The sequence below is a fragment of the Puia sp. genome (assembly GCF_035546395.1).
Lineage (GTDB): Bacteria > Bacteroidota > Bacteroidia > Chitinophagales > Chitinophagaceae > Puia.
The window spans coordinates 468,860-487,989 of record NZ_DASZXR010000006.1 but is presented as its reverse complement, the minus strand read 5'-3'; the positions used below and the strand labels follow the sequence as shown (position 1 = coordinate 487,989).

Here is a 19,130-nt window from a genome sequence, read left to right as displayed (position 1 = left end):
TACGATATGTTCCAAAACTACCTCAAAACGGCTCTCCGGAATCTCCGGATGAACAGCAAATTTTCCGCGATCAATATTGTGGGTCTTTCGCTTGGCATGGCTTGCAGCCTGCTGATACTGCTTTGGGTACTGGACGAGTGGAACCGGGATGTGCCTCCGGCAAATGCGGACCGGTTGTATGCGGCAGTGCTCCGGGTGACGGCCAATGGAAAGACCGATGCAGGGTATTCAACGCAGGGTTTGCTGGCGAGGGAGATCGCCCGCAAGATCCCCGATGTGGAGGCTACCAGCAGTTATTTCTGGACCATGCCGCAGACCTTTTCGGCCGGGGACAAGGTCCTGAAGATGCCTGCCAATTATGCGGGGGCGGACTATTTCCGGATGTTCGGCTATCCTTTGCTGGAAGGCAGTGTCATGGGGGCGCTTTCCGGGCCATTGAACCTGGCGATCTCGCGAAAGATGGCGGTGGAATTCTTTGGGAGTCCGGCTGCCGCGATGGGGAAGACGGTGCGCGTGGATAACCGGAAGGACCTGCGGGTAACGGCAGTCTTTGCCGATCTGCCGGCCAATGTCACCGATCGTTTCGAGTGCCTGATGAATTGGGATGGTTTTTTGGCGGAGAACGACTGGCTGCTGGGTTGGGGGAATACGACCCCGGTCACGCTGGTGTTGTTGCGGAAGGGTGCGGATGTGGCCAGGGTGAATCGTGAGCTCACTCATTTCCTGGAGGCTTATATCCCCTCCAGTCCTGATCTTAAGCGGGAGCTGGGCTTACAGCTGCAGCGTGACCGGTATCTGTATTCGCGTTTTGAAAATGGGATGCCTGCGGGCGGCAGGATCGAATATGTGCGGCTGTTCGGCCTGGTGGCCGCCTTTATCCTGCTGATCGCCTGTATCAATTTTATGAATTTGTCGACGGCCCGGTCTGCCCGGCGGGCCAAGGAGATCGGGGTGCGCAAGGTGCTTGGCGCCGAACGCCGGTCGCTGGTATTCCAGTTTATCGGGGAGTCGGTCCTGATGGCTTTTCTGGCGGGGGTGCTTGCGCTGGCGGTGGTGTTTATTGCGCTGCCTCCGTTCAATGGACTTACGGGTAAGGAGATCCACTTGCCTGTCGGGCACTATTATTTCTGGCTTGCCGCGGGCGGGCTGGTACTTGTGACCGGGGTGGTCAGCGGCAGTTATCCGGCTTTGTTCCTATCCGGTTTCCAGCCTATCCGCGTACTGAAGGGGATATTACCAGCGGGAGTTGGAACGGGCTGGCTTCGGAAGGGGCTTGTCGTCTTCCAGTTCACGCTTTCGATCATGCTGATCCTTGGAACCATCCTTATCTCGCAGCAGGTGAACTATGTACTTCATAAGAACCTTGGGTATGACCGGGAAAACCTGCTGTATGTTCAGCTGGAGGGCGATCTTCCCGCCAAATATGCGGTTTTCAAAACTTCGGCGTTGAATATGCCTGGGGTTGGGGCGGTCAGTGAGCTGTCCGAGCCCTTTACCAATCTCGGGAACGATTCGCGGGACCTGGACTGGGAAGGAAAGGCGAAAGGAGTATCTGTTCCCATCGCCGTGGAGAATGCCGGGTTGGATCTTGTCAAGACGATGCGGCTGCAAATGGCGATGGGGAGGGATTTCTCGGCTGATTTTCCTTCGGACAGCAATGCTTTTATTTTGAATGAGGCGGCTGTGGCGAAGATCGGTTTTACCGATCCGATCGGGAAGGTGCTTTCGTTTTGGGGAAAGAAGGGACCGATCGTCGGGGTGATGAAGGATTTTCATTTTCAGTCGCTGCATGAGGCGATCCGGCCGATCATTCTTCGGCGGGATGTTGCCGAGGCGTATGGGGTGGCGGTGATCCGGACCCGGCCGGGAAAGACGGCCGAAGTGCTTGCGGGGCTTGAGAAGCTGTGCAAGCAGTTGAATCCGAAATTCCCTTTTACGTATCAGTTCCCGGATGAGGAATATGCGAAACTGTATAAGAGCGAGCAGACGACGGGGAAGCTTGGGGTTGTTTTTGCATTCCTGGCTGTGTCGATCTCCTGTCTTGGATTGCTTGGTTTGTCGATGTTCGCTGCGGAGCAGCGGCTAAAAGAGGTGGGTATCCGAAAGGTGTTGGGTGCGGGGATGGGATCTTTATTTTCACTCCTATCGAGGGAGCTGTTGCTATTGGTTGGTCTCGCCTTTTTGATCGCGGCGCCGTTGGGGCGGTGGGTGATGCAATATTGGCGGGATCAGTTTGCGTATAAGGCGCCGGTGCCGTGGTGGGTTTTTGTGGCGACGGGGTTATTGGCGTTGGTGGTGAGTCTGCTGACGATCGGCTGGCAGGTTGGACGCGCCGTAAGGGCTAATCCTGCCGAGGTGTTGCGGACTGAATGATTTGCGCTTCGGGCTTAGAGGGGAGATACGCCCTTGCGCAAATCGGCTAATGATGGGCCTTCCGCCAGCCGGCCTGTGACCGTCTCGATGACAAAAGAATTGCTATATGAGCGGATGCGGACGCATCGGCTCGGGGTGTTGGCGACGGTGACCGATGCGGTGACGGGGCAGCCTGAGGCTGCGGTGGTGGGGATCGACGTTACGCCGGATTGTGAGATCGTCTTTGATACGGTGCGGTCGGCCCGTAAGTATCGTAATCTCGTGGATCGGCCGAGGGTGGCGCTGGTGATCGGCTGGAAGCAGGAGACGACGATCCAGTATGAGGGTGTTGCCCGGGAGCTGGGGGGGCCGGAGGACGATCGCTACCGGGAAGTGTATTATTCGATATATCCCGACGGGCGCGAGCGGGCCGCCAGCTGGGAGGGGTTGGTGCATTTTGTCGTCAAGCCCACCTGGGTCCGATACAGTAATTACAATGAGCCTGTAGAGATCTCCGAGTTGTGTTTTTAATTGAGCTTTCCCTTTTGTTTGTAGTGTTCTTCGCGTTGTTCCTTCTCGTCGTCCATGTCGGGTCCCTTCTCTATTTTCCGCCAATCGATCGTTTTATTGTACCGTTTCATGGCCATTTGCGGGTCGAAGACCTCTGTGGAGGGGAAGACCAGGTCGTAGGGGCGGAAGTCGGGCTTATCGGTAAAGAAGTCCTGTAAGAGGCTGGCCGTTGCGTCATATTGGTTGACGTAGGGGACATCGAGGATGGTATAGATCGTTTTCAGGATGGACCCGAAATTAGCGTGCACGTGCGAGGTATAGCCGTGTTTTACGTAGGGGCCTGCCATCAGCAGGATGCTGCGATGTGCGTCGATATGGTCTACGCCGCCCTGGGGGTCGTCCTCGGTGATGATCACCAACATCTTTTTCCAGTACGGTGTCCGGGAGAGGAAGTGGAGGATGCGGCCGATAGCGAGGTCGTTGTCGGCGACGTAGGAGTGGATGAACGGATAGCCATCGCCGGGCCGGGGATGGGCAGTATGATCGTTGGGTACCTGCATCGTGATGAGGTGTGGCATCTTATGCTTCCCATCGAGCCACATTTTTTTGAACTCCGATTCGAACTGTTCCATCCGGAACTGGTCGGGGACGTTGGTGTTGAAGCCTGCATAGTTGTGGCTGGTGCGGGGCCAGAGCGCTTTCTGCATCGGCACCATCACCGCGTGAGACGCGCCGGTGGCGGTGTCCATCCATTCTTCTCGAACGTGCGCCGTCTCATTCGCTTCCCCGAAATTATAAAAAGAGACATGGCTGCGTTCGAAGGCTTCCCAGAGTCCGCCGCGTTCCGCATAGTCTTCCGGGTCCATGCTGCCGGTGGAGCCGGGGAAGCGGCGGCCGGAAGCTTTGGAGAAGATCTTTGCCGTTTTGTCGACGCTGGAATTCGTCTCCACCCATTCGTTGGGGATGACCCCGAGCATCCAGTGGTGGCCGTGGATGGAGGCGTCGCTGTCACAATAATAATTATCGGAGTAGCTGAACTGACCCGCCATTTTAAGATGGTTGGGGGCGATGTTCATATGATATAGCGTCTTGTCCTTTGCGATGAGGTTGACCCCGACACCGAATCGGGCCAAAGTCGAATCGCCTTTGCCCGTGGGCATCTGGCCGAGCACCTCGTCATAGGTACGGTTCTCTTTTGTGATATAGACGATGTATTCGATGGGGCTTTTGCGGAGATGTTGCAGGGGTGGGAGCGGGTTGCGGCCATCGTCGGTGACGGTCGTTTCGGTGAAGGTATTGTTGATGGCTTTTTGCGTGTAGGTTGTCAGCTGTGCTGCATCGGGTACCGGGACCTTCTGGAAGGTGCCCAGCTGGATATCGCCGATATAGGTTCCCTGGACGGGGCTGACGAAGTGTGCGCCGCCGTTAGGGCCTGCGCCGTAGCCTCGGCAGGAGATGACATAGATATCCTGTTCGTCTTTGCTAAGAAGGACGCGGCTGGGTCCCCAGCCGGTTGGGATGAGGCCGGTCGTCGTGCCCGTGGGCAGGTGGATGACGGCGATAGCGTTGAAGCCCAGGAGGGCCACGTAGAGCGTTCTTTCATCTTTACTTAGCGTGAGGCCGAAGGGCAGGAGGCCGCGGTAGCGGTCTATTGCGGGATCGACTTTTATGGGGATGGTGTTGACGATACGGTGGTTGCGGTAGTCGATGACCGAGATATTATCGTTCGTCGCATTCGTGACATAGGCGTATTGACTGCCAACCGCCAGGGAGTTGGGACTTGCGCCGCCCACTACTTCGGCGCCTTCGACCATCTGGCCGATCTGGTGGCCCGGCTTGTAGCGATCCGTGACGGTGTTGGTGGACAGGTCGATCTCGTATACGCTCATTGCTTCGGGGGCGAGCGGATCGCCGACGCCGGGGATCTTCCGGCCGTTGAGCGTGTAACCATGTTTTGATTGCGGGGTATTGTCGCCGTAGGGGTGGAAGGGGATCACCTTGCTGTTGTAGTTCGCCGGGGTGATATCGGGAAGGAGGGGATAGTCATACAACCCTACGTTGGCTTCGAAAACGGTTTTGTGATCGGGGCTGATGGCGAGGCCGAAGGGCTGGCGGCCGGTGCGGATGGAGGCGGTGATCTTTTTCGTCGCCAGGTCGATGCGGACCAGGCGGAAATTGCCTCTGTCGAGGACCAGCAGCTCGTTCTTGTCGCCGTTATAGAGCAGGTCGGAAGTGAAGCTATCCTGGTAGTCGACGGTATCGGAGGGGTTGTGGCCGTCGAGGGAGATGGAATCGATGCGTTGGAGGGTAGCGATATCATAACCAATGACGGCGCCGTTGTCGCCGCCGCTGAGGTAGACCGTTTTTGAATCGGGGAGGAACGCCACTCCGAGGAAGGAGCCTTTCGAGAGGGGGGAGCGGATGGCGCCGTCGTAGGAGGGGACGCGGGTGTTGGTGAGGGTCTTATTATCGATGATGGTGAATACCCCGTCGTGGAGCGTTACGGTTGTGGCGCCGTCGGGGGAGACCGCCATGCCGAAGGGGTCGTGGGTGATCGTGATTGTCTGGCCCGCGGGTGTGCAGAGGCGGCCACTGGGGAGGACGCTGGTTCCCGCGGCGTCGATGTGGGTGTAATCGGCGGCGCCGGGCACGGAGAGGACGGGATAGGTGTGCTGTGACTGGGCGGTGAGGGCGAGCAACAGCGAGACAGGCAGTAGGAGGCGGGTGAACATTGCTATAATATTTAATTTTGGGTCTTCGGCCAAAGGGCCCGGGGCCCTTTTGAGGGTTAAAAGTAGTGTACAATTATTACCTTAGGATTAAATCGAAAAATTGGACGGCGTTTGGCAGGTATTGATCGACAATTTTACGGTGCTGCGGAAGCGGGACATGCGGGTGTATCTCACCGGCAACGGCGTCAGTCTTATCGGGGACTGGATGCAGCAGACGGCCCAGGCCTGGGTGGTCTGGCAGCTGACGCATAGCGCCACCGCATTGGGGGGCGTCGCATTTTATTCACAGCTCCCCTTTTTTCTTTTTGGGCCCTGGGTGGGAGTTCTTTCCGACCGGTATGACCGGCGGCGGATCCTGCTGGTGACGCAGGTGCTGATCATGGCCTGTGCATTTATCCTTGCTTTATTGGTGGAAAGCTCGTTGTTGCGGCTCTGGCATGTCTACGCGCTGGCTTTTTTTCTTGGCGTAGTATCCGCGTTCGATGTGACGGCCGAGCAGGCTTTTATTGCGGATATTGCCGGGGAGGGGAATATCCGGAAGGCGATCGCGCTGAACAATTCGCTGACCCAGCTGACCCGGCTGGTGGGGCCGGCGCTGTCGGGTTACCTGATCGCTACCGTGGGGGTGGCGACCTCGTTCTGGCTCAATGGGGTCAGTCTCATCGTGTGTATCATCTGCCTGCTGGCGGTGCATTCGAAGGCGACGAAGGAGCCGGTGACGGGGAAGGGGCTGCAGCAATTCAGGGAAGGGTGGAAATTCTTTACGCGGCATCCTTTTTTGCGGCTGATCGTCGTCTTTGCGGCGGTTCAGGCCTTTTTCGGGCTTTCCACGATCCAGCTGTTACCTGCTGTCTCGTCGGAAGTGCTAAAAGGCGATGCAAGAACTCTTGGACGGCTGCTGGGGGCTGCAGGGGGCGGGGCGTTGATCGGTATCTTAATCGTGTTGCCTTTTCTGCAACAGATGAAGCGCTCGTGCATCGCTATTGGGGGAGCGCTGATGTGGAGCGGAGCCTGGTATGCCGCCTTTTCCTTTACGCATAGTCTGTGGGTGGCGATGGTTTGTCAATGTATGACGAGTCTTGGGGCGGCGAATGTGGTGACTTTATCCATCGGGCTTGCGCAGGAGATGACCCCGCCGGGCATGCGGGCGCGGATCGTGAGCGTCTTTCTGATGATCATTTTTGGGTTGCAGCCTGTGGCATCCTACCTGATCGGCGCCGGGGCAGACCGGATCGGTCTGCAGACCATGATCCTGATCAATGGCGTGCTGATGGTGGTGATCCCGGCGCTGTTGTTAGCCGTTCCCCGGTTACGGCGGTACCGGCGTGGGGCCAATGACGCCTCGGTTAAGGAGCATTGTGTGGGTTTTTAGGGGAAATTGTCCTAAATTTTCGGCTAAAAAGATGCGGGAGCGGATCCAGCTCATTCTCAAATTCCTTCTTCTTGTTTTCCTGATAGCCTTTCTTGTTCTTATCTGGGAGAGCCTGCCTATCATCAGCGGTTATGCGGCGAAGGTAGCCTGCTCGGCGGTGTTTGCCGCGGGACGGCCTGCCAACCAGGTGTTGAAGCAGGACCTTGGCTCTTTTCCCGTGGATCTTGCTTCCTGCGCCATCGATGCGCAGGACAGCAGCGTGACGGCTTCCGTGCTGGGGCTTGCCAGCCGGAAGGCGATCTACCGGTGGAAGCTGGGGGCCACGCTGGTGACGGGGGATGTGAGTGAGGAGGCTTTGCGGGAGCAGCATATTCCGCGATGGGCCCCGCCGGCGATCAATCCCGATACGGTGGACTGGCCGATGGGCGACCGTGTGACGGCGGGTGGTGGGATGGAGGGGGTGGATACGGTGAAGCTGCGTACTGCGCTTGGGTTTGCGTTTGGTGAAGGGGGTGCGCCGGTGACGGGGACCAGGGCCGTGGTGATCGTTTATCATGGGCGATTGGTCGCCGAGGAATATGCCCCCGGTTTTGACCGGCATACCCGATTGACCGGCTGGTCGATGACGAAGGGGATCACCAGTGCGTTGGTCGGCATCCTTGTCGGGCAGAAGAAGTTTGCGCTCGATACGCCGGCGCCGGTTGCCGGATGGGTGCATGATGACCGGCATTCGATCACGCCGGCCGAGCTGATGCATATGAACAGCGGGCTGCGGTGGTGGGAATTCTATGCAGGCCCGAGCGATGCCACGCGAATGCTTTTCAAGGAATCCAATATGGGTGAGTATGCGATGCGGAGCAGTCTGCGGAATACGCCGGGTGCGGTCTTCAACTATTCCAGCGGTACGACGAATATCCTTTCCGTCCTCATTCGAAAGGCGGTGGGTGATGGGGAATACTATCATTTCCCCTATCAGCAGCTGTTCGAACGGGTGGGGATGTATAGCGCTTTGATGGAACTGGACGGATCGGGGACCTATGTGGGGTCGTCGTATTGTTATGCGAATGCCAGGGACTGGGCGCGGTTTGGCCTGTTATACCTGTATGACGGGGTTTGGAACGGGCAGCGGGTATTGCCGGAGGGGTGGGTGCGATGGACGACTACGGGGGAGAGTTATGGGGGGATGTGGTGGTTGAATCATGGTGTTGGCGGGAAAAGGCGGCATCCTGAGTTGCCGGAGGACTGTTTTGCCTGTGAGGGGTATGAGGGGCAGTATCTTTGGGTGATACCGTCGAAAGACCTGGTGATGGTACGGCTGGCTTGCGAGCAGGGGAGTAAGCTGAATCCTGATACGTTTGTTCCTGAAGTACTTAGAGCTTTACACTAGGCAAAAAAAACCGACCAGGACAGCAACGGAGATGGTCCGGAGCATCCCAGCCGGTATGGGTCGGGGTAAAATGCGTTCGGTTAGACCCTGGGGTCCAGGGGCAGAGGAAGCGATAAGAATGATAAGGAGAAAACACTTATTCGAGCGGACGTACTAAGATAGCTTTTTTTTTGAAATGCGAAGGTATCGTCATGAATTTTAATGTAGTTCGATCCGGCGGCCTTCTTTGGCGGATTGTGAGGCCGCTTCGAGGATGCGAACGACGATGAGGTTGTTGGGCAGAGAGGAGAGATCGTTGCCCGGATCGGTCTTGCCGGCGAGGACGTCGGCGAGGTAGGGGATATTGTCCCGATAGAGTGCGGGGTGGACTGCGACGCTGTCGTAAGAATTCTTTTCGCGTTTGACCAGCTGGCGGCCGTTCAGCGCATGCAGGTAGCCGGTAGTTCCGAACACTTCCCAGTCTTTTATGCTAAAGGGCCAGTTCCAGGAGGCTTCGATGATGCCGGTTGCGTCGGCGTATTCCAGCAGGATGGTGGCGTCGTCATCTACTTTTGGATAGATGGAGGGTTTTATGTGGTGGGTGACGGCGGTGACTGCGATGGGGGCTTTGCCGTGCATGAGCCAGGTCATGAGGTTGGCGCCATAGCAGCCGAAGTCACGGATGGCTCCGCCGCCGTTCTTAACCGGGTCGGTGAGCCAGTTCAGGAAGTCGGGGCTGCAGCCGATCTCTTTGGGGCCTTCGTGACCATCGTGGACGATGATTTTACGGGGGATGCCGATGGCGCCCTGGTTGACCATTTCGAAGATCTGCTGGTTGGTGTCGTACCAGGTGGTTTCGTAGTTTACGAGCACCTGGATGTGATATTGTGCGGCGAGGGCGGCGATGCGATCGGCGTCTTTTACCGTTGTGGCCAGCGGCTTTTCGACCATGACGGGGATGTGTTTGGGCGCGCAGCCTTCGACGACGGCGAGATGTTCGGAGATGGCGTTGTAGGCGAGCACTGCGTCGGGGTGGGTGTGGCTGAGGAGGGTTTGAAGATCGGGATAGAAGAGGGAATCGGGAAGCTGATATGACTTTTTATAACGGGCGATGAGTTGTGGGTCGGATTCGGCGATACCGGCGATGATGACTTCGCCGCGTTTGGATTGGTGCATGATATTGTGGACATGGTCGTGTGTGAGACCGACTACTCCTACGTGTAGAACTTTTTGCCCATAGACGGTAAACGTTGTGAGTATTAACATAAGGTTTACAACGTAGTACGAAATTTTCTTCATGTCTGGCTGTGTTATTGTATTAACTATTGTGGTTCAAATTTAAATATATGAAAAAGACCGTTCTATCACTCACTTTATTGTTAGCCGTCAGCTTGATGGCGATACAAGTGGATGCACAAGTAAGTGTCGGCATATCCGTACGGGTTGCGCCTCCTGCAATTCCGGTATACGTACAGCCACCTTGCCCGGTGGAGGGATATCTTTGGATACCCGGTTACTGGGCCTGGGATGAGGATGCCGGTGACTATTATTGGGTGCCGGGTTATTGGTCGGCGCCTCCCTCGGTTGGTTTGTATTGGACGCCTGGATACTGGGGTTGGAATGGTGGCGTGTATTCCTGGCATGTGGGATATTGGGGACCGCATGTGGGATATTACGGTGGCATCAATTATGGTTGCGGGTATGGCGGTACGGGATATTATGGCGGGGAATGGTATGGTGGTCGCTTCCGGTATAATACGGCGGTGACTCGTGTGAATACGACGGTGATCCATAATACTTATGTCAACCGGAGGGTGGTCAACAATGTCACGGTGAACCGCGTGAGTTATAATGGGGGACCTGGCGGGGTGAATTACCGGCCGAATTCGCGGGAGCAGGCGGCGATGAATGAGCGGCATGTTGAGCGGACGCCTGTGCAGATGCAGCATCAGCAGGCGGCGATGCGGGATCGGGGTGGATTTGCGAGTTTGAATCATGGGAGGCCGGCTACGCCGGCTGTGAGTCGGCCGGTGGTGAATCGACCGGTTGTGAATCGACCGGTGGTGAATCGACCGGCTGTGAATCGACCGGTGGTGAATCGGCCGACTGATAATCGCCCGGTGATGAATCGGCCTGGGGCTGCGCCCGGCAGGCCGGTCAATCGTCCGCAGCCGCAGATGAACAGACCGCAGGCGCGGCCGATGCCACAGCAAGCAAGGCCGATGCCGCAGCAGCGTCAGCAGCAGCCTCAGCCCAGGCCGATGCCGCAGGCCCGGCCGGGTGGGCAGCCGCATGGTGGGGGTGAGCGGGAGCATCATCATCGTTAACAGGCGCATGGCGCCTTTTTTTTGTGGTTGAATTATCTTTGAGTTAAGCCTAACGGAGGTGCGAGTGCTAAAATTGAAATGCCGCAATTTGCGGCGGTTATGGAAATTCCTGCTTCTTTCCGCGAAGGCGATCATGCTGTGTTCATTGAGGTGTATAAGTTGTTTCATGCGAGATTATTCCGATGGTTCCTCAAACGGGTGTATTTTCACGATACGGCGATGGATCTTACGCAACAGTCCTTTATGCGGCTTTGGCAATACCGGGAGTCCCTTTCTCTTGATCATGAGCTGGAGAAGCGAGTATTCATTGTTGGCCGTAGCGTGCTGATCAATCATTTGAAGAAGGAGGCTACGCAGAAGAAGCTGAAAGCGGAGGCGGGCCGGCATTTGCCCGTCGGGAGCGAACCGGTGAACGATTTGTACCAGGAGCGTGCCGGGGAAGTGAATGCAGCCATCCAGACCCTGCCCTCCGTCCGGAAACGGGTGATCACTTTAAAAGCCTTTCATGGGTTCTCCAATAAAGAGATCGCGCAGCAGCTGCATATTTCCGTCAAAACTGTCGAGGATCATGTGACGAAGGCCTTTCGTCATATCCGGCAGGTGGTCGCCCTTTTTTAATTTAAACCGGGGAGGTGGTTTGTGATGGACCAATTTATCTTATATTCGAAGGGTCCGTTTATGCGGATCCTTTTTTTATGCTTGACAGAAGAAGATTTATACGTAATGCGGGGATGGGTGCCCTTGGGCTACGGCTTCCGGCCCTTTCGCCGGCGGCTTCGCCGGCGTTGCCTTTGAAGCTTGGGATCGCAGGGTATAGTTTTTTGCATGTGCCGATGGACCAGGGGATTGCGATGATGAAGCGGGTGGGGATCGAGGCCTTGTCGATCAAGGATTTTTATTTGCCGCTGGATAGTTCTGCGGATGTGATCAAGGGGGTGGCGGCCAAATTTTCGGCGGCGGGCATCCGCATCTATGCCGCGGGCGTTATTTATATGAAGAGTCAGGCCCAGGTGGACAGGGCGTTCGAATATGCGAAGATGCTGGGGGTGGACCTGATCGTGGGGGTGCCGAACCCCGAGTTGCTGCCGTACGCCGAAGGGAAGGTGAAGACCCATAATATCCGGTTGGCGATACATAATCATGGGCCGGACGATGTGTTTCCGACGCCGGCGGAGGTCTATGAGCACATCAAGGGACTCGATCCGCGGATCGGGCTTTGCGTGGATATCGGGCATACGGCCCGGGCGGGCGGTGATCCGGTGAAGATGGTGCGGGATTATTCGACCCGGGTGTTGGACTTGCATATGAAGGACCTGTCGGTGATCGCTAAGGAGGAGCATGCGATCGACCTGGGGATGGGCGTATTGGACATCGTTGGACTTATAAAAGCACTTATGCATATCCGGTACAGTGGATATTGCAGTATCGAGCACGAGCTGGATATGAACGACCCGTTGCCGGGGATTGCCGAGTCGGCGGGGTATTTCCGGGGTGTGGTCCGGACCTTGCAGTAGGCCCCGGGCGATACAATAGTGGAAAATGGTGATTGTATTCTGACAGTTGCGGTACAGGCAACTGCCTTCAAGGAAATTCCGTTCGTTTTTTGTTTCCCACCGTAGAATGGGCCGGCCGGCCGGTTGACTGACTATCGCTACCGCGCGAAGGGATTCTTCGTGTATCAAATCCATTCTAACTTTAAAAAATTGCTGATTATGAAAAGCTTTCAAGGATTGCTGATCTTAACGCTGCTGTTTGGGATCTCCTGTCATAAAAGAGTGATCGACAAGGACGACCTGCGGAATTTCGAGCAGGTGAATCTCGTTGCCAATAAGGCTATGTACGGACCGAAGCTGGTGGACACGACCTTGCAAAACGCCTGGGGACTGGCCTGGTCGCCGACGGGTATTGCCTGGGTGAACTCCAATGGGTGTCATGTCAGTGAGTTGTATACGGCGGAAGGCGCTATTGTCCGGACGCCGGTGCGTATCCCGTCGCCTACCGACACGATGGGCGGTGAGCCGAGTGGGATCGTTTTTAGTGGTGGTAAGGGCTTTACGCTGGCCAATCGTGCGGGCTCCAATTTCCTGTTTGTCGGTGAGGATGGGGTATTATCGGGGTGGAATGGCGCGGCGGGGAATAACGCACTGCGGATCAAGGATGAATCGGCGAATGCGATCTATAAGGGGCTGGCGTTGGCTTCGACCGGCGGGGGCAACTTTATCTATGCCGCCAATTTCAAGAGTGGCAAGATCGATGTTTGGGACACCACTTTTACCCCGGTGTCGATGCCGTTCCATGATGGCGCGATCCCTGCGGGATATGCGCCTTTCAATATCCAGGCGATCGGGAGCTGGTTGTTCGTGAGTTTTGCCAAGCAGGGGCAGGATGGGGATGAAGCCGATGGTCCGGGTCTTGGGTTTGTGGATATTTTCAACCCGGATGGTTCCTTTGTCCGGCGGTTCGCCTCCCGTGGGACTTTGAATGCGCCCTGGGGTATGGCGATGGCGCCGGCCGGGTTCCTGGAAGAGAACGATATGGGTGATGACGGCGGCAAGGGGCATATGGGCAAGGGGGAAGGGAAGGATGATGTTTCCGCGCCGGTGATCCTGATCGGAAATTTTGGAGATGGGCGGATCAATGTGTTTGCGCAGGATGGGCAGTATTTGGGGCAGTTGAAGAGTCATAACAAAACGATTGTTATCGATGGGCTTTGGGCGATCGGGTTTGCGCCGACGACGGCGACGACTGTCGACCCGAAGCGGTTGTATTTTACTGCGGGGCCTGCGGGTGAAAGTGACGGATTGTTTGGGTATTTGTTAAAGCAGTAGAGTATAGGGGCCGCGGGCGGCCCCTATACTTTTTCGAGGAAGGTGCTTTTTATCTGGCTTGACTTGAGAACATAGGTGACGCAGATGGCTGCGTAGAGGATGGTGCGGATGAAATGGGCCGTCAATTCGTAGCGATAGGTGTTCAGGACCGAGGGAATGGGGATGAAGGTATAGAGGAGGATGAGCAGGAGGCGGCCTGAAAGCAGGATGCCAATGTACCAGAGGAACATGCGGGGGAAAATATCCCGTTTCTTTATAAACCAGAACAGGACCACGGCGCCGCCGGCGATGAAGGTGAGGTGCAGGGCCAGTTCCGAGAGGAAAAGATATTGAAGATTGAGTCCGCCGGTGTTTCCGAAGAGGACCCAATTGTCATTGCTGTAATAGTTCTCCCGGAAGAGGTTAAGTCCTTCGATGAAGAGATTTATCGCGATGCTGATCCCGAGCAGGACGATCCAGCCGCCGAGGGGGTAGCCGGTGCCGGGGGCATAGAGGGTTTCTTCCGCGCGGGCGTTGAGCCAGGCGAAGAGACGGAAGAAGAAGAGGGAGAAGAAGAAGGTGAGCCATATGGCGGGCCAGCCAACCTTCCATGTCCGGGAGACGGTGGCCGCTGCGGTTTCCTTTTGTGTGGACGTCTCTTCGGAAGCGGAGCCATCGGGTGTGCTGTTCTTGTACAGCTGGAAAGAGATCTTGGCGAGCATATTCTTGTAGTCCTCTTTATACTGGCCGATGGAGGCTGCAGGGATATTGTCTTTGAAAGTCCTGAGGGTATAGGTGAGGGTCATTTCATTGCCTTTGACGACAGGCGTGAAATCGAACTGGTAGGAGTCGTTCTTTATATGGAGCTCGCCGCCACCGAAGTCCCAGTCTTCGGGAAGGGTCAGGTGGAGCGTGTAATGTACATTGTAGGGATAGTCCAGTGCGAGGGGTTCGCCTTCGCCGGCATCGGCGGGATCGGGGAGGGCCTGATCCAGTATCCTGGCGGAAAATTCGAAATATTTCTTGCCCTTTTTATCGGTGTTCCAGAGCTGTGGGATCGCGTACTGCTTGTGGACCGAAAATTTGTTCCCGGTACTGTCATCATCGAAGGTGATGGGCGTGGTCTGGCGAATGCCTTCGAAAAGGGATGCATAATATTTGCGGTATCTGTCTTCGATATCCTTAAGACTGCTCTCCGCATAAGAGCCGCGGACATCGTCGGCTGCGCCGCCGGTGTAGACGGAAGTGACGTCGAACCGCGACGTGTCATAGTATTTTGCGACGAGGCGTTCGGTGATGGTATAGTCGTTGGTCCGGCCCGGGGTAACGGGTTCGAGGCCGGTCTCGCCGTCTTCCAGCACGAGAGCGTAGCCGTAGGCGGGGATGAAAAGGTCGGCAAGTTCTCCGCGCTGTCCCGAGTTTGTCGGATCGACATAGGTATATACCCCTTTTGCCCGGCGGATGGCGACGATGGCGTGATCGAAGTCGCGGGGTGAGGGGGCGATATCGGTGAGTTTGCCGCGGGTGTCGGTGCTGACGAGGGCGACGGAGGCGGGGATGCCTTCCTGCCGGAGGATCGCGGTGAGGAGGAAGGCCTTGTCCTTACAGTCCCCAAAACGCTGGTTGAATACATCGGCCGGATCGTGGGGTTGGTGGGTATTGACGCCGATCTCCATGGCGAGATAGCGAATCTCGTTCTGTACGAAGCGATTGGCTATATTGGCAAAGAGGTCTTTGTCGCCCTTTGCCTGTCCGCGCCAGGCGTCGATCTTTTGATGGAGAGAGGCGGGGAGAGAGAACCGATAATTCTTGAATGTTTTGATGCCCCAATCGATGACTTCTGCCCAATTTTTGTACTCTGTAATATAGATGGCAGGCGACTTATCAAACCAGGAGGGAACATCCGCGTCGGTATCATAGGACCGGAGTGAAGGGTTGGTCCAGACGTAGGAGATGGTGTTTCCCTGGCGCTGTTCGACGGGTGCGGGGGCGTTATTGACCGGCAAGATATGAAGGGGACGGTCAGCGGGGGTGAGAATAGTCTTATAGTAGTTACAAACGGCGGTGGATGTGCTGAACGAAAAGTCGTCGGAATATTTGTTCCCAAAAACGGGGTTGAAGCCAATAACCGAGTAAGCCACATCGATCCGGTCTCCTTTGCGAACATCTTTCAGGGTAAGGAATGCCCTTTTTAATCCGTTGTATTCAAATTCGTCCGATCCTTTTTCTTCTTCGATGACCTTGATGCGGGAGAGGTTCAGCTGATCGAGGGTGGCTCCTTCGCGGATAATAGCGACGCGGTGGAAAACGACGTGCTGGAATTCGGGGGCGAAGGTGACGGACACCTCGGATGCATTCTGGATGCCGGATTCATTGGCGATAGTAATAATATAGTGGGTATACCTGGTCTTGTTGAGGAGATTGGTTTGGAGATCGAAGAGCTGATAATAATAACCGTCGCCGATGTCATCGGAAGCCGGAGCTTTGGCCAGGTCGGGGTGTATGGTGTATAGCCATGTGGGGAGCGGGCCGGATGTAACGGCGGGGTGGGCGGATAAAGGGAGAAAGAAGAACGAGCTTAGGATGATGGACAATGCGATACGCATCATGTAAAATAATAAAAAGGGGGGCAATAAAAAAGGGCCAGGATAGAAATCCAGCCCCGTTTTTAAATCCAATATCCTATGAAAAACCGAAGTATATAAGGCAACCCGCGTGCCGGAAGGCGTGTCAGGACCCCGGGGTTAAAAAAAGTTTTTTACCCGTTTGATTTTTAGGCATTTATGGGTTCAATTACAACCTTATGCGAAATCGTAAAAATGAAACGATGGCTGTTTTTCTCCCAAGAAAGGAAATTTTTTCCCAATGCAGGAACGGTGCTTGGGCATATTAAAAATATTGTTAACTTCAAAAAGAAGGAGTTGGTATGGGATGGCGCATGACGATAACACTACACACTTATTTCTTACTGAGTTGTCTTTCACTTTCTGCACAAACGGTGTCGTATTGTGAGCCTTACAGTGACCGGTTCACCCTGCGACAGGAAATGCTGGGAAAGGTAGGGGATTACTATTGGGTGTCTGCGATCAATCGCAAGAAGGCGGTTCGTCATGCGGATGCGTTTACCAGTACAGAAGAACGTGATTTCGTGGTCTATGATTCGAAAATGGGGATGAGGAGCGTGATCGAGGACCCGTTGTATACCATGAATTCCGTGCGGGAGTATCTCGTGGTGGCCGATGAGCATTTCGACCGGATCAACCTGTTAAGGAGTGGGAAGGAGACGGAGGTGCGGCTTCAGCGATACGAGGCGACGGGTGAAGCGCCGGAGCCGGATCATACGATCGGCGTCTTTCCTTTTGCGGAGCCGGGGACGAGCTTTATGCTGGTTCGCAGTCTGGACCGGCGGCGGAGCCTCCTGCTGGGTTTTGAATTCATGCCGTCGGGTTCGCCGTGGTTGCATGCCTTTTTATATGACCAGGACTGGCATGTCCTTTCCAAGCGGGTTTACCGGCATCCCTACCTGACGCAGCCGATCATCCAGGACGACTATTCCACCTATCCGCTGGAGGATTTTACGAAGGCGCCGATCAAGCTGGCCGATGACGGGCAATGGTTGATGTTGAGTCCGTCGCGGGTGAATAGTAATTTCCTGCTTTTTCATTTTGGTGCGGTAGATACGGTTGTTTCCTGCCGGGAGGTGATGCTTCCGGGGACGGCGCTGATGGAAGATGTCTGTTTGTCGATCGACAATTCCACGGGGGAAGCGGTCGGCGGGATCCTGTCGACCTTTCATTATTCGCCGCTGAAAAATGTGCAGGTGGTGCATTATTCGATGAAGACAAGGACTTTCAGCTTCGATTCGTCGTACCGGCTGAATACGCTTGGCGGGCGGCGTATCCGGAACGATAACCTGGTAAAAGAGAATTTTGTCGCGGTGCCGGGCCGGGGATTCCTGCTGTTGAAGGAATATGGCCGGGCGTATGAGCCCGAAAACGATGAGGTGAACTATGATGAAGGTTGGGACCCGGCTTTTCTTTTTGCTTCCAACGATATTCCCGAGGCCAGTGCGATGGGGCCTTCGGCCGTGCGGATGCGATTGCCGGCGCCGAAGTACGGCTATGCGCGGTACCGGGAGCGGACGAGCCCGGAGTATCATGACAGGGGCGACCTGAGCCTTTATTATTTCCCGGGGAGCCGCAAGGACAGTTGCTGGAGCGGGATGATCAGCCAGCAGCAGGTGACCGAGCTGAATTCGCCGAACCTTTCCTATATGTTCCTGCCGATGCAGGACCGGATCGTGTTCCTGTACAATAGTTTCGTACACGGGGAAAAGGTTTATGCCTCCACTACCGTGATCGATCCGCGCGGCGAGCAGGTGACCAGCGAGGGTATTCTTTTCTGGGGGCTGAGGAATACGCTCGATTTCCAGAATTCGCGACAGATCGCTCCCGACCAGGTGGTGATCCCCTATGACATCTATGTCAATGGGAACGCAAACGGGAAGGTCGGCTTTGCGGTTGTGCTATTTCGATGAAGGCTCGCTGGCTGCCAGCAATTCCTTCAGGTAATCCCCCCAGATGGTGGGGTTGGAGTGTGTGCCGTGACCGGAGGTCTTTTCGGTGATCGGCAGCAGGATATATCTTCCTTTTGGCACTTTTTTTATCGCGGGTTCCATGATGTTCATTTCGGGCGGGTTGCATTCGTCGTCTGCGGAATTGACGGCATAGAAGACGCATTTTATCTTTTCCAGATTGGGTTCGGGGTTATAGAGACGTGAGGCGTCAAAGGCATAGATCATGTCGTTCGCGTCCTGGTGTTTGATGAAGTTCTCCGAGCCGAAGGTGTATGCCCGTTCGGCCTGTTCGCGGGTGCCGGAGCGGCGTTGCATCTGCCAGGGGCTGCTTGTCATCCACATCATGGAGGTGTATGCGCCGCGAAGGCCGGCGGCGGGTGGTTCGGTGTATTCGCCGCCTTTCCAGGCGGGGTCCGATTCGACGCATTGGATGGCTGCGTAGCGGGACATGCGGTTGCGGCCGGCAATCTCGACGGGTTCGCTGGCGTTTGCCATACAGGCGTCCATGAAGTCGGGATAGGTTTCGGCCCATACCCAGCAATGCATGGCTCCCATGGATGTCCCCAGGATGAGGCGGAGATGGTTGATGCCCATCTGTTCGGTGAGGACGGTGTAGTCCGCCCTGATCATATCATCGTAGGTATATTTTGGAAATTTCATGTGCAGGCCGTCGCTGGGCTTGCTGGACTTGCCGTGGCCGATGCCGTCGGGAAGGATGATGAAATATTTCGAGGCGTCGAGGAGCTGACCGGGCTGGAAAAGATTGCCGGCGAAGAGGCGGTTGGTGAAGTTGTGGCTGTTGCCGGTGGTTCCGTGCATGATATAGACGGCGTTGATGACCTGTCCTTTGGCGTTCTTCACGGGTTTGCCGAAGGTGGTATAGTGCAGTCTGAGCACGGGCAGGGTTTCCCCGCTGACGAATTTGAAATTTTTCAATTCGTGGTCGACTTCCGTGGAGTCGGGGAGTTGTGCACGCAGGCGGGCGGCGCCGACGAGCATCAGCACTAAGAGAGGCAGGAGCTTTTTCATGTAATGAATGTAAGAATTTTATTAAATTCAGACTTTCTACGATCTTGACGGATGGTCAC

The 19,130-nt window shown here is 55.7% G+C and carries 14 protein-coding genes; 10 read left to right on the top strand and 4 right to left on the bottom strand.

Going from position 1 to position 19,130, the window contains the following annotated elements:
• The first annotated feature begins 6 nt into the window (after window positions 1-6).
• Together VHE34_RS08250 and VHE34_RS08245 are read left to right on the top strand one after the other, a co-directional pair.
• Window positions 7-2,373: an FtsX-like permease family protein gene (locus VHE34_RS08250; RefSeq protein ID WP_325586605.1), complete on the top strand. Its 2,367-nt coding sequence runs from the start codon at window positions 7-9 to the stop codon at window positions 2,371-2,373.
• A gap of 87 nt (window positions 2,374-2,460) precedes the next feature.
• Complete coding sequence (locus tag VHE34_RS08245) at window positions 2,461-2,883, top strand: pyridoxamine 5'-phosphate oxidase family protein (RefSeq protein ID WP_325586603.1); 423 nt, start codon at window positions 2,461-2,463, stop codon at window positions 2,881-2,883.
• Here VHE34_RS08245 and VHE34_RS08240 read toward each other — a convergent pair.
• Window positions 2,880-5,594 (bottom strand): bifunctional YncE family protein/alkaline phosphatase family protein, encoded by a 2,715-nt coding sequence (locus tag VHE34_RS08240; protein ID WP_325586601.1) that lies wholly within the window; start codon window positions 5,592-5,594, stop codon window positions 2,880-2,882. The genes VHE34_RS08245 and VHE34_RS08240 overlap by 4 nt on opposite strands.
• A 100-nt stretch (window positions 5,595-5,694) precedes the next feature.
• On the opposite strand from VHE34_RS08240, the gene VHE34_RS08235 reads away from it, so the two are divergent.
• Window positions 5,695-6,966 carry an MFS transporter gene (locus VHE34_RS08235; RefSeq protein WP_325586599.1) on the top strand — a complete coding sequence of 424 codons (1,272 nt, stop codon included), beginning with the start codon at window positions 5,695-5,697 and terminating at the stop codon, window positions 6,964-6,966.
• A 31-nt stretch (window positions 6,967-6,997) separates the two neighbouring features.
• On the top strand, window positions 6,998-8,353 hold the full coding sequence (locus VHE34_RS08230) for a serine hydrolase (RefSeq protein WP_325586597.1): 1,356 nt from the start codon (window positions 6,998-7,000) through the stop codon (window positions 8,351-8,353).
• Window positions 8,354-8,551: 198 nt separating this feature from the next.
• Here the strand turns inward: VHE34_RS08230 and VHE34_RS08225 are convergent, their stop codons facing one another.
• The gene (locus tag VHE34_RS08225) at window positions 8,552-9,598 is read right to left on the bottom strand and encodes a Gfo/Idh/MocA family oxidoreductase (RefSeq protein ID WP_325586595.1); all 1,047 of its coding nucleotides are present in this window, start codon (window positions 9,596-9,598) and stop codon (window positions 8,552-8,554) included.
• An 80-nt stretch (window positions 9,599-9,678) separates the two neighbouring features.
• Here VHE34_RS08225 and VHE34_RS08220 point away from each other — a divergent pair, with 80 nt between their 5' ends.
• The 4 genes from VHE34_RS08220 to VHE34_RS08205 all read left to right on the top strand — a co-directional run bounded on the left by VHE34_RS08220 (window position 9,679) and on the right by VHE34_RS08205 (window position 13,487).
• Complete coding sequence (locus VHE34_RS08220) at window positions 9,679-10,659, top strand: hypothetical protein (protein WP_325586593.1); 981 nt, start codon at window positions 9,679-9,681, stop codon at window positions 10,657-10,659.
• A gap of 99 nt (window positions 10,660-10,758) precedes the next feature.
• Window positions 10,759-11,277, top strand: a complete 519-nt coding sequence (locus VHE34_RS08215) for an RNA polymerase sigma factor (RefSeq protein ID WP_325586591.1) — start codon at window positions 10,759-10,761, stop codon at window positions 11,275-11,277.
• A gap of 77 nt (window positions 11,278-11,354) precedes the next feature.
• The gene (locus tag VHE34_RS08210) at window positions 11,355-12,173 is read left to right on the top strand and encodes a sugar phosphate isomerase/epimerase (protein ID WP_325586589.1); all 819 of its coding nucleotides are present in this window, start codon (window positions 11,355-11,357) and stop codon (window positions 12,171-12,173) included.
• Between the two features lie 198 nt (window positions 12,174-12,371).
• The gene (locus VHE34_RS08205; protein ID WP_325586587.1) at window positions 12,372-13,487 is read left to right on the top strand and encodes a TIGR03118 family protein; all 1,116 of its coding nucleotides are present in this window, start codon (window positions 12,372-12,374) and stop codon (window positions 13,485-13,487) included.
• Between the two features lie 23 nt (window positions 13,488-13,510).
• Here the strand turns inward: VHE34_RS08205 and VHE34_RS08200 are convergent, their stop codons facing one another.
• Complete coding sequence (locus tag VHE34_RS08200) at window positions 13,511-16,075, bottom strand: DUF3857 domain-containing protein (RefSeq protein WP_325586585.1); 2,565 nt, start codon at window positions 16,073-16,075, stop codon at window positions 13,511-13,513.
• A 210-nt stretch (window positions 16,076-16,285) separates the two neighbouring features.
• Between VHE34_RS08200 and VHE34_RS08195 the strand changes: the two genes are divergently transcribed.
• Both VHE34_RS08195 and VHE34_RS08190 read left to right on the top strand, forming a co-directional pair.
• Window positions 16,286-16,408: a hypothetical protein gene (locus VHE34_RS08195; protein WP_325586583.1), complete on the top strand. Its 123-nt coding sequence runs from the start codon at window positions 16,286-16,288 to the stop codon at window positions 16,406-16,408.
• A gap of 56 nt (window positions 16,409-16,464) precedes the next feature.
• Complete coding sequence (locus tag VHE34_RS08190; RefSeq protein WP_325586581.1) at window positions 16,465-18,003, top strand: hypothetical protein; 1,539 nt, start codon at window positions 16,465-16,467, stop codon at window positions 18,001-18,003.
• On the opposite strand, the gene VHE34_RS08185 is transcribed toward VHE34_RS08190, so the two are convergent.
• Window positions 17,992-19,071, bottom strand: a complete 1,080-nt coding sequence (locus tag VHE34_RS08185) for an alpha/beta fold hydrolase (RefSeq protein WP_325586579.1) — start codon at window positions 19,069-19,071, stop codon at window positions 17,992-17,994. The two genes, VHE34_RS08190 and VHE34_RS08185, sit on opposite strands and share 12 nt — an antisense overlap.
• Window positions 19,072-19,130: the final 59 nt, after the last annotated feature.

Bases quoted from the DNA above. Each gene is read 5' to 3' on its own strand.
- VHE34_RS08240 (WP_325586601.1), bottom strand. From the start codon at position 5,594: ATGTTCACCCGCCTCCTACTGCCTGTCTCGCTGTTGCTCGCCCTCACC.
- VHE34_RS08215 (WP_325586591.1), top strand. From the start codon at position 10,759: ATGGAAATTCCTGCTTCTTTCCGCGAAGGCGATCATGCTGTGTTCATT.
- VHE34_RS08250 (WP_325586605.1), top strand. From the start codon at position 7: ATGTTCCAAAACTACCTCAAAACGGCTCTCCGGAATCTCCGGATGAAC.
- VHE34_RS08220 (WP_325586593.1), top strand. From the start codon at position 9,679: ATGAAAAAGACCGTTCTATCACTCACTTTATTGTTAGCCGTCAGCTTG.
- VHE34_RS08200 (WP_325586585.1), bottom strand. From the start codon at position 16,075: ATGATGCGTATCGCATTGTCCATCATCCTAAGCTCGTTCTTCTTTCTC.
- VHE34_RS08210 (WP_325586589.1), top strand. From the start codon at position 11,355: ATGCTTGACAGAAGAAGATTTATACGTAATGCGGGGATGGGTGCCCTT.
- VHE34_RS08205 (WP_325586587.1), top strand. From the start codon at position 12,372: ATGAAAAGCTTTCAAGGATTGCTGATCTTAACGCTGCTGTTTGGGATC.
- VHE34_RS08245 (WP_325586603.1), top strand. From the start codon at position 2,461: ATGACAAAAGAATTGCTATATGAGCGGATGCGGACGCATCGGCTCGGG.
- VHE34_RS08225 (WP_325586595.1), bottom strand. From the start codon at position 9,598: ATGTTAATACTCACAACGTTTACCGTCTATGGGCAAAAAGTTCTACAC.
- VHE34_RS08185 (WP_325586579.1), bottom strand. From the start codon at position 19,071: ATGAAAAAGCTCCTGCCTCTCTTAGTGCTGATGCTCGTCGGCGCCGCC.
- VHE34_RS08230 (WP_325586597.1), top strand. From the start codon at position 6,998: ATGCGGGAGCGGATCCAGCTCATTCTCAAATTCCTTCTTCTTGTTTTC.
- VHE34_RS08195 (WP_325586583.1), top strand. From the start codon at position 16,286: ATGAAACGATGGCTGTTTTTCTCCCAAGAAAGGAAATTTTTTCCCAAT.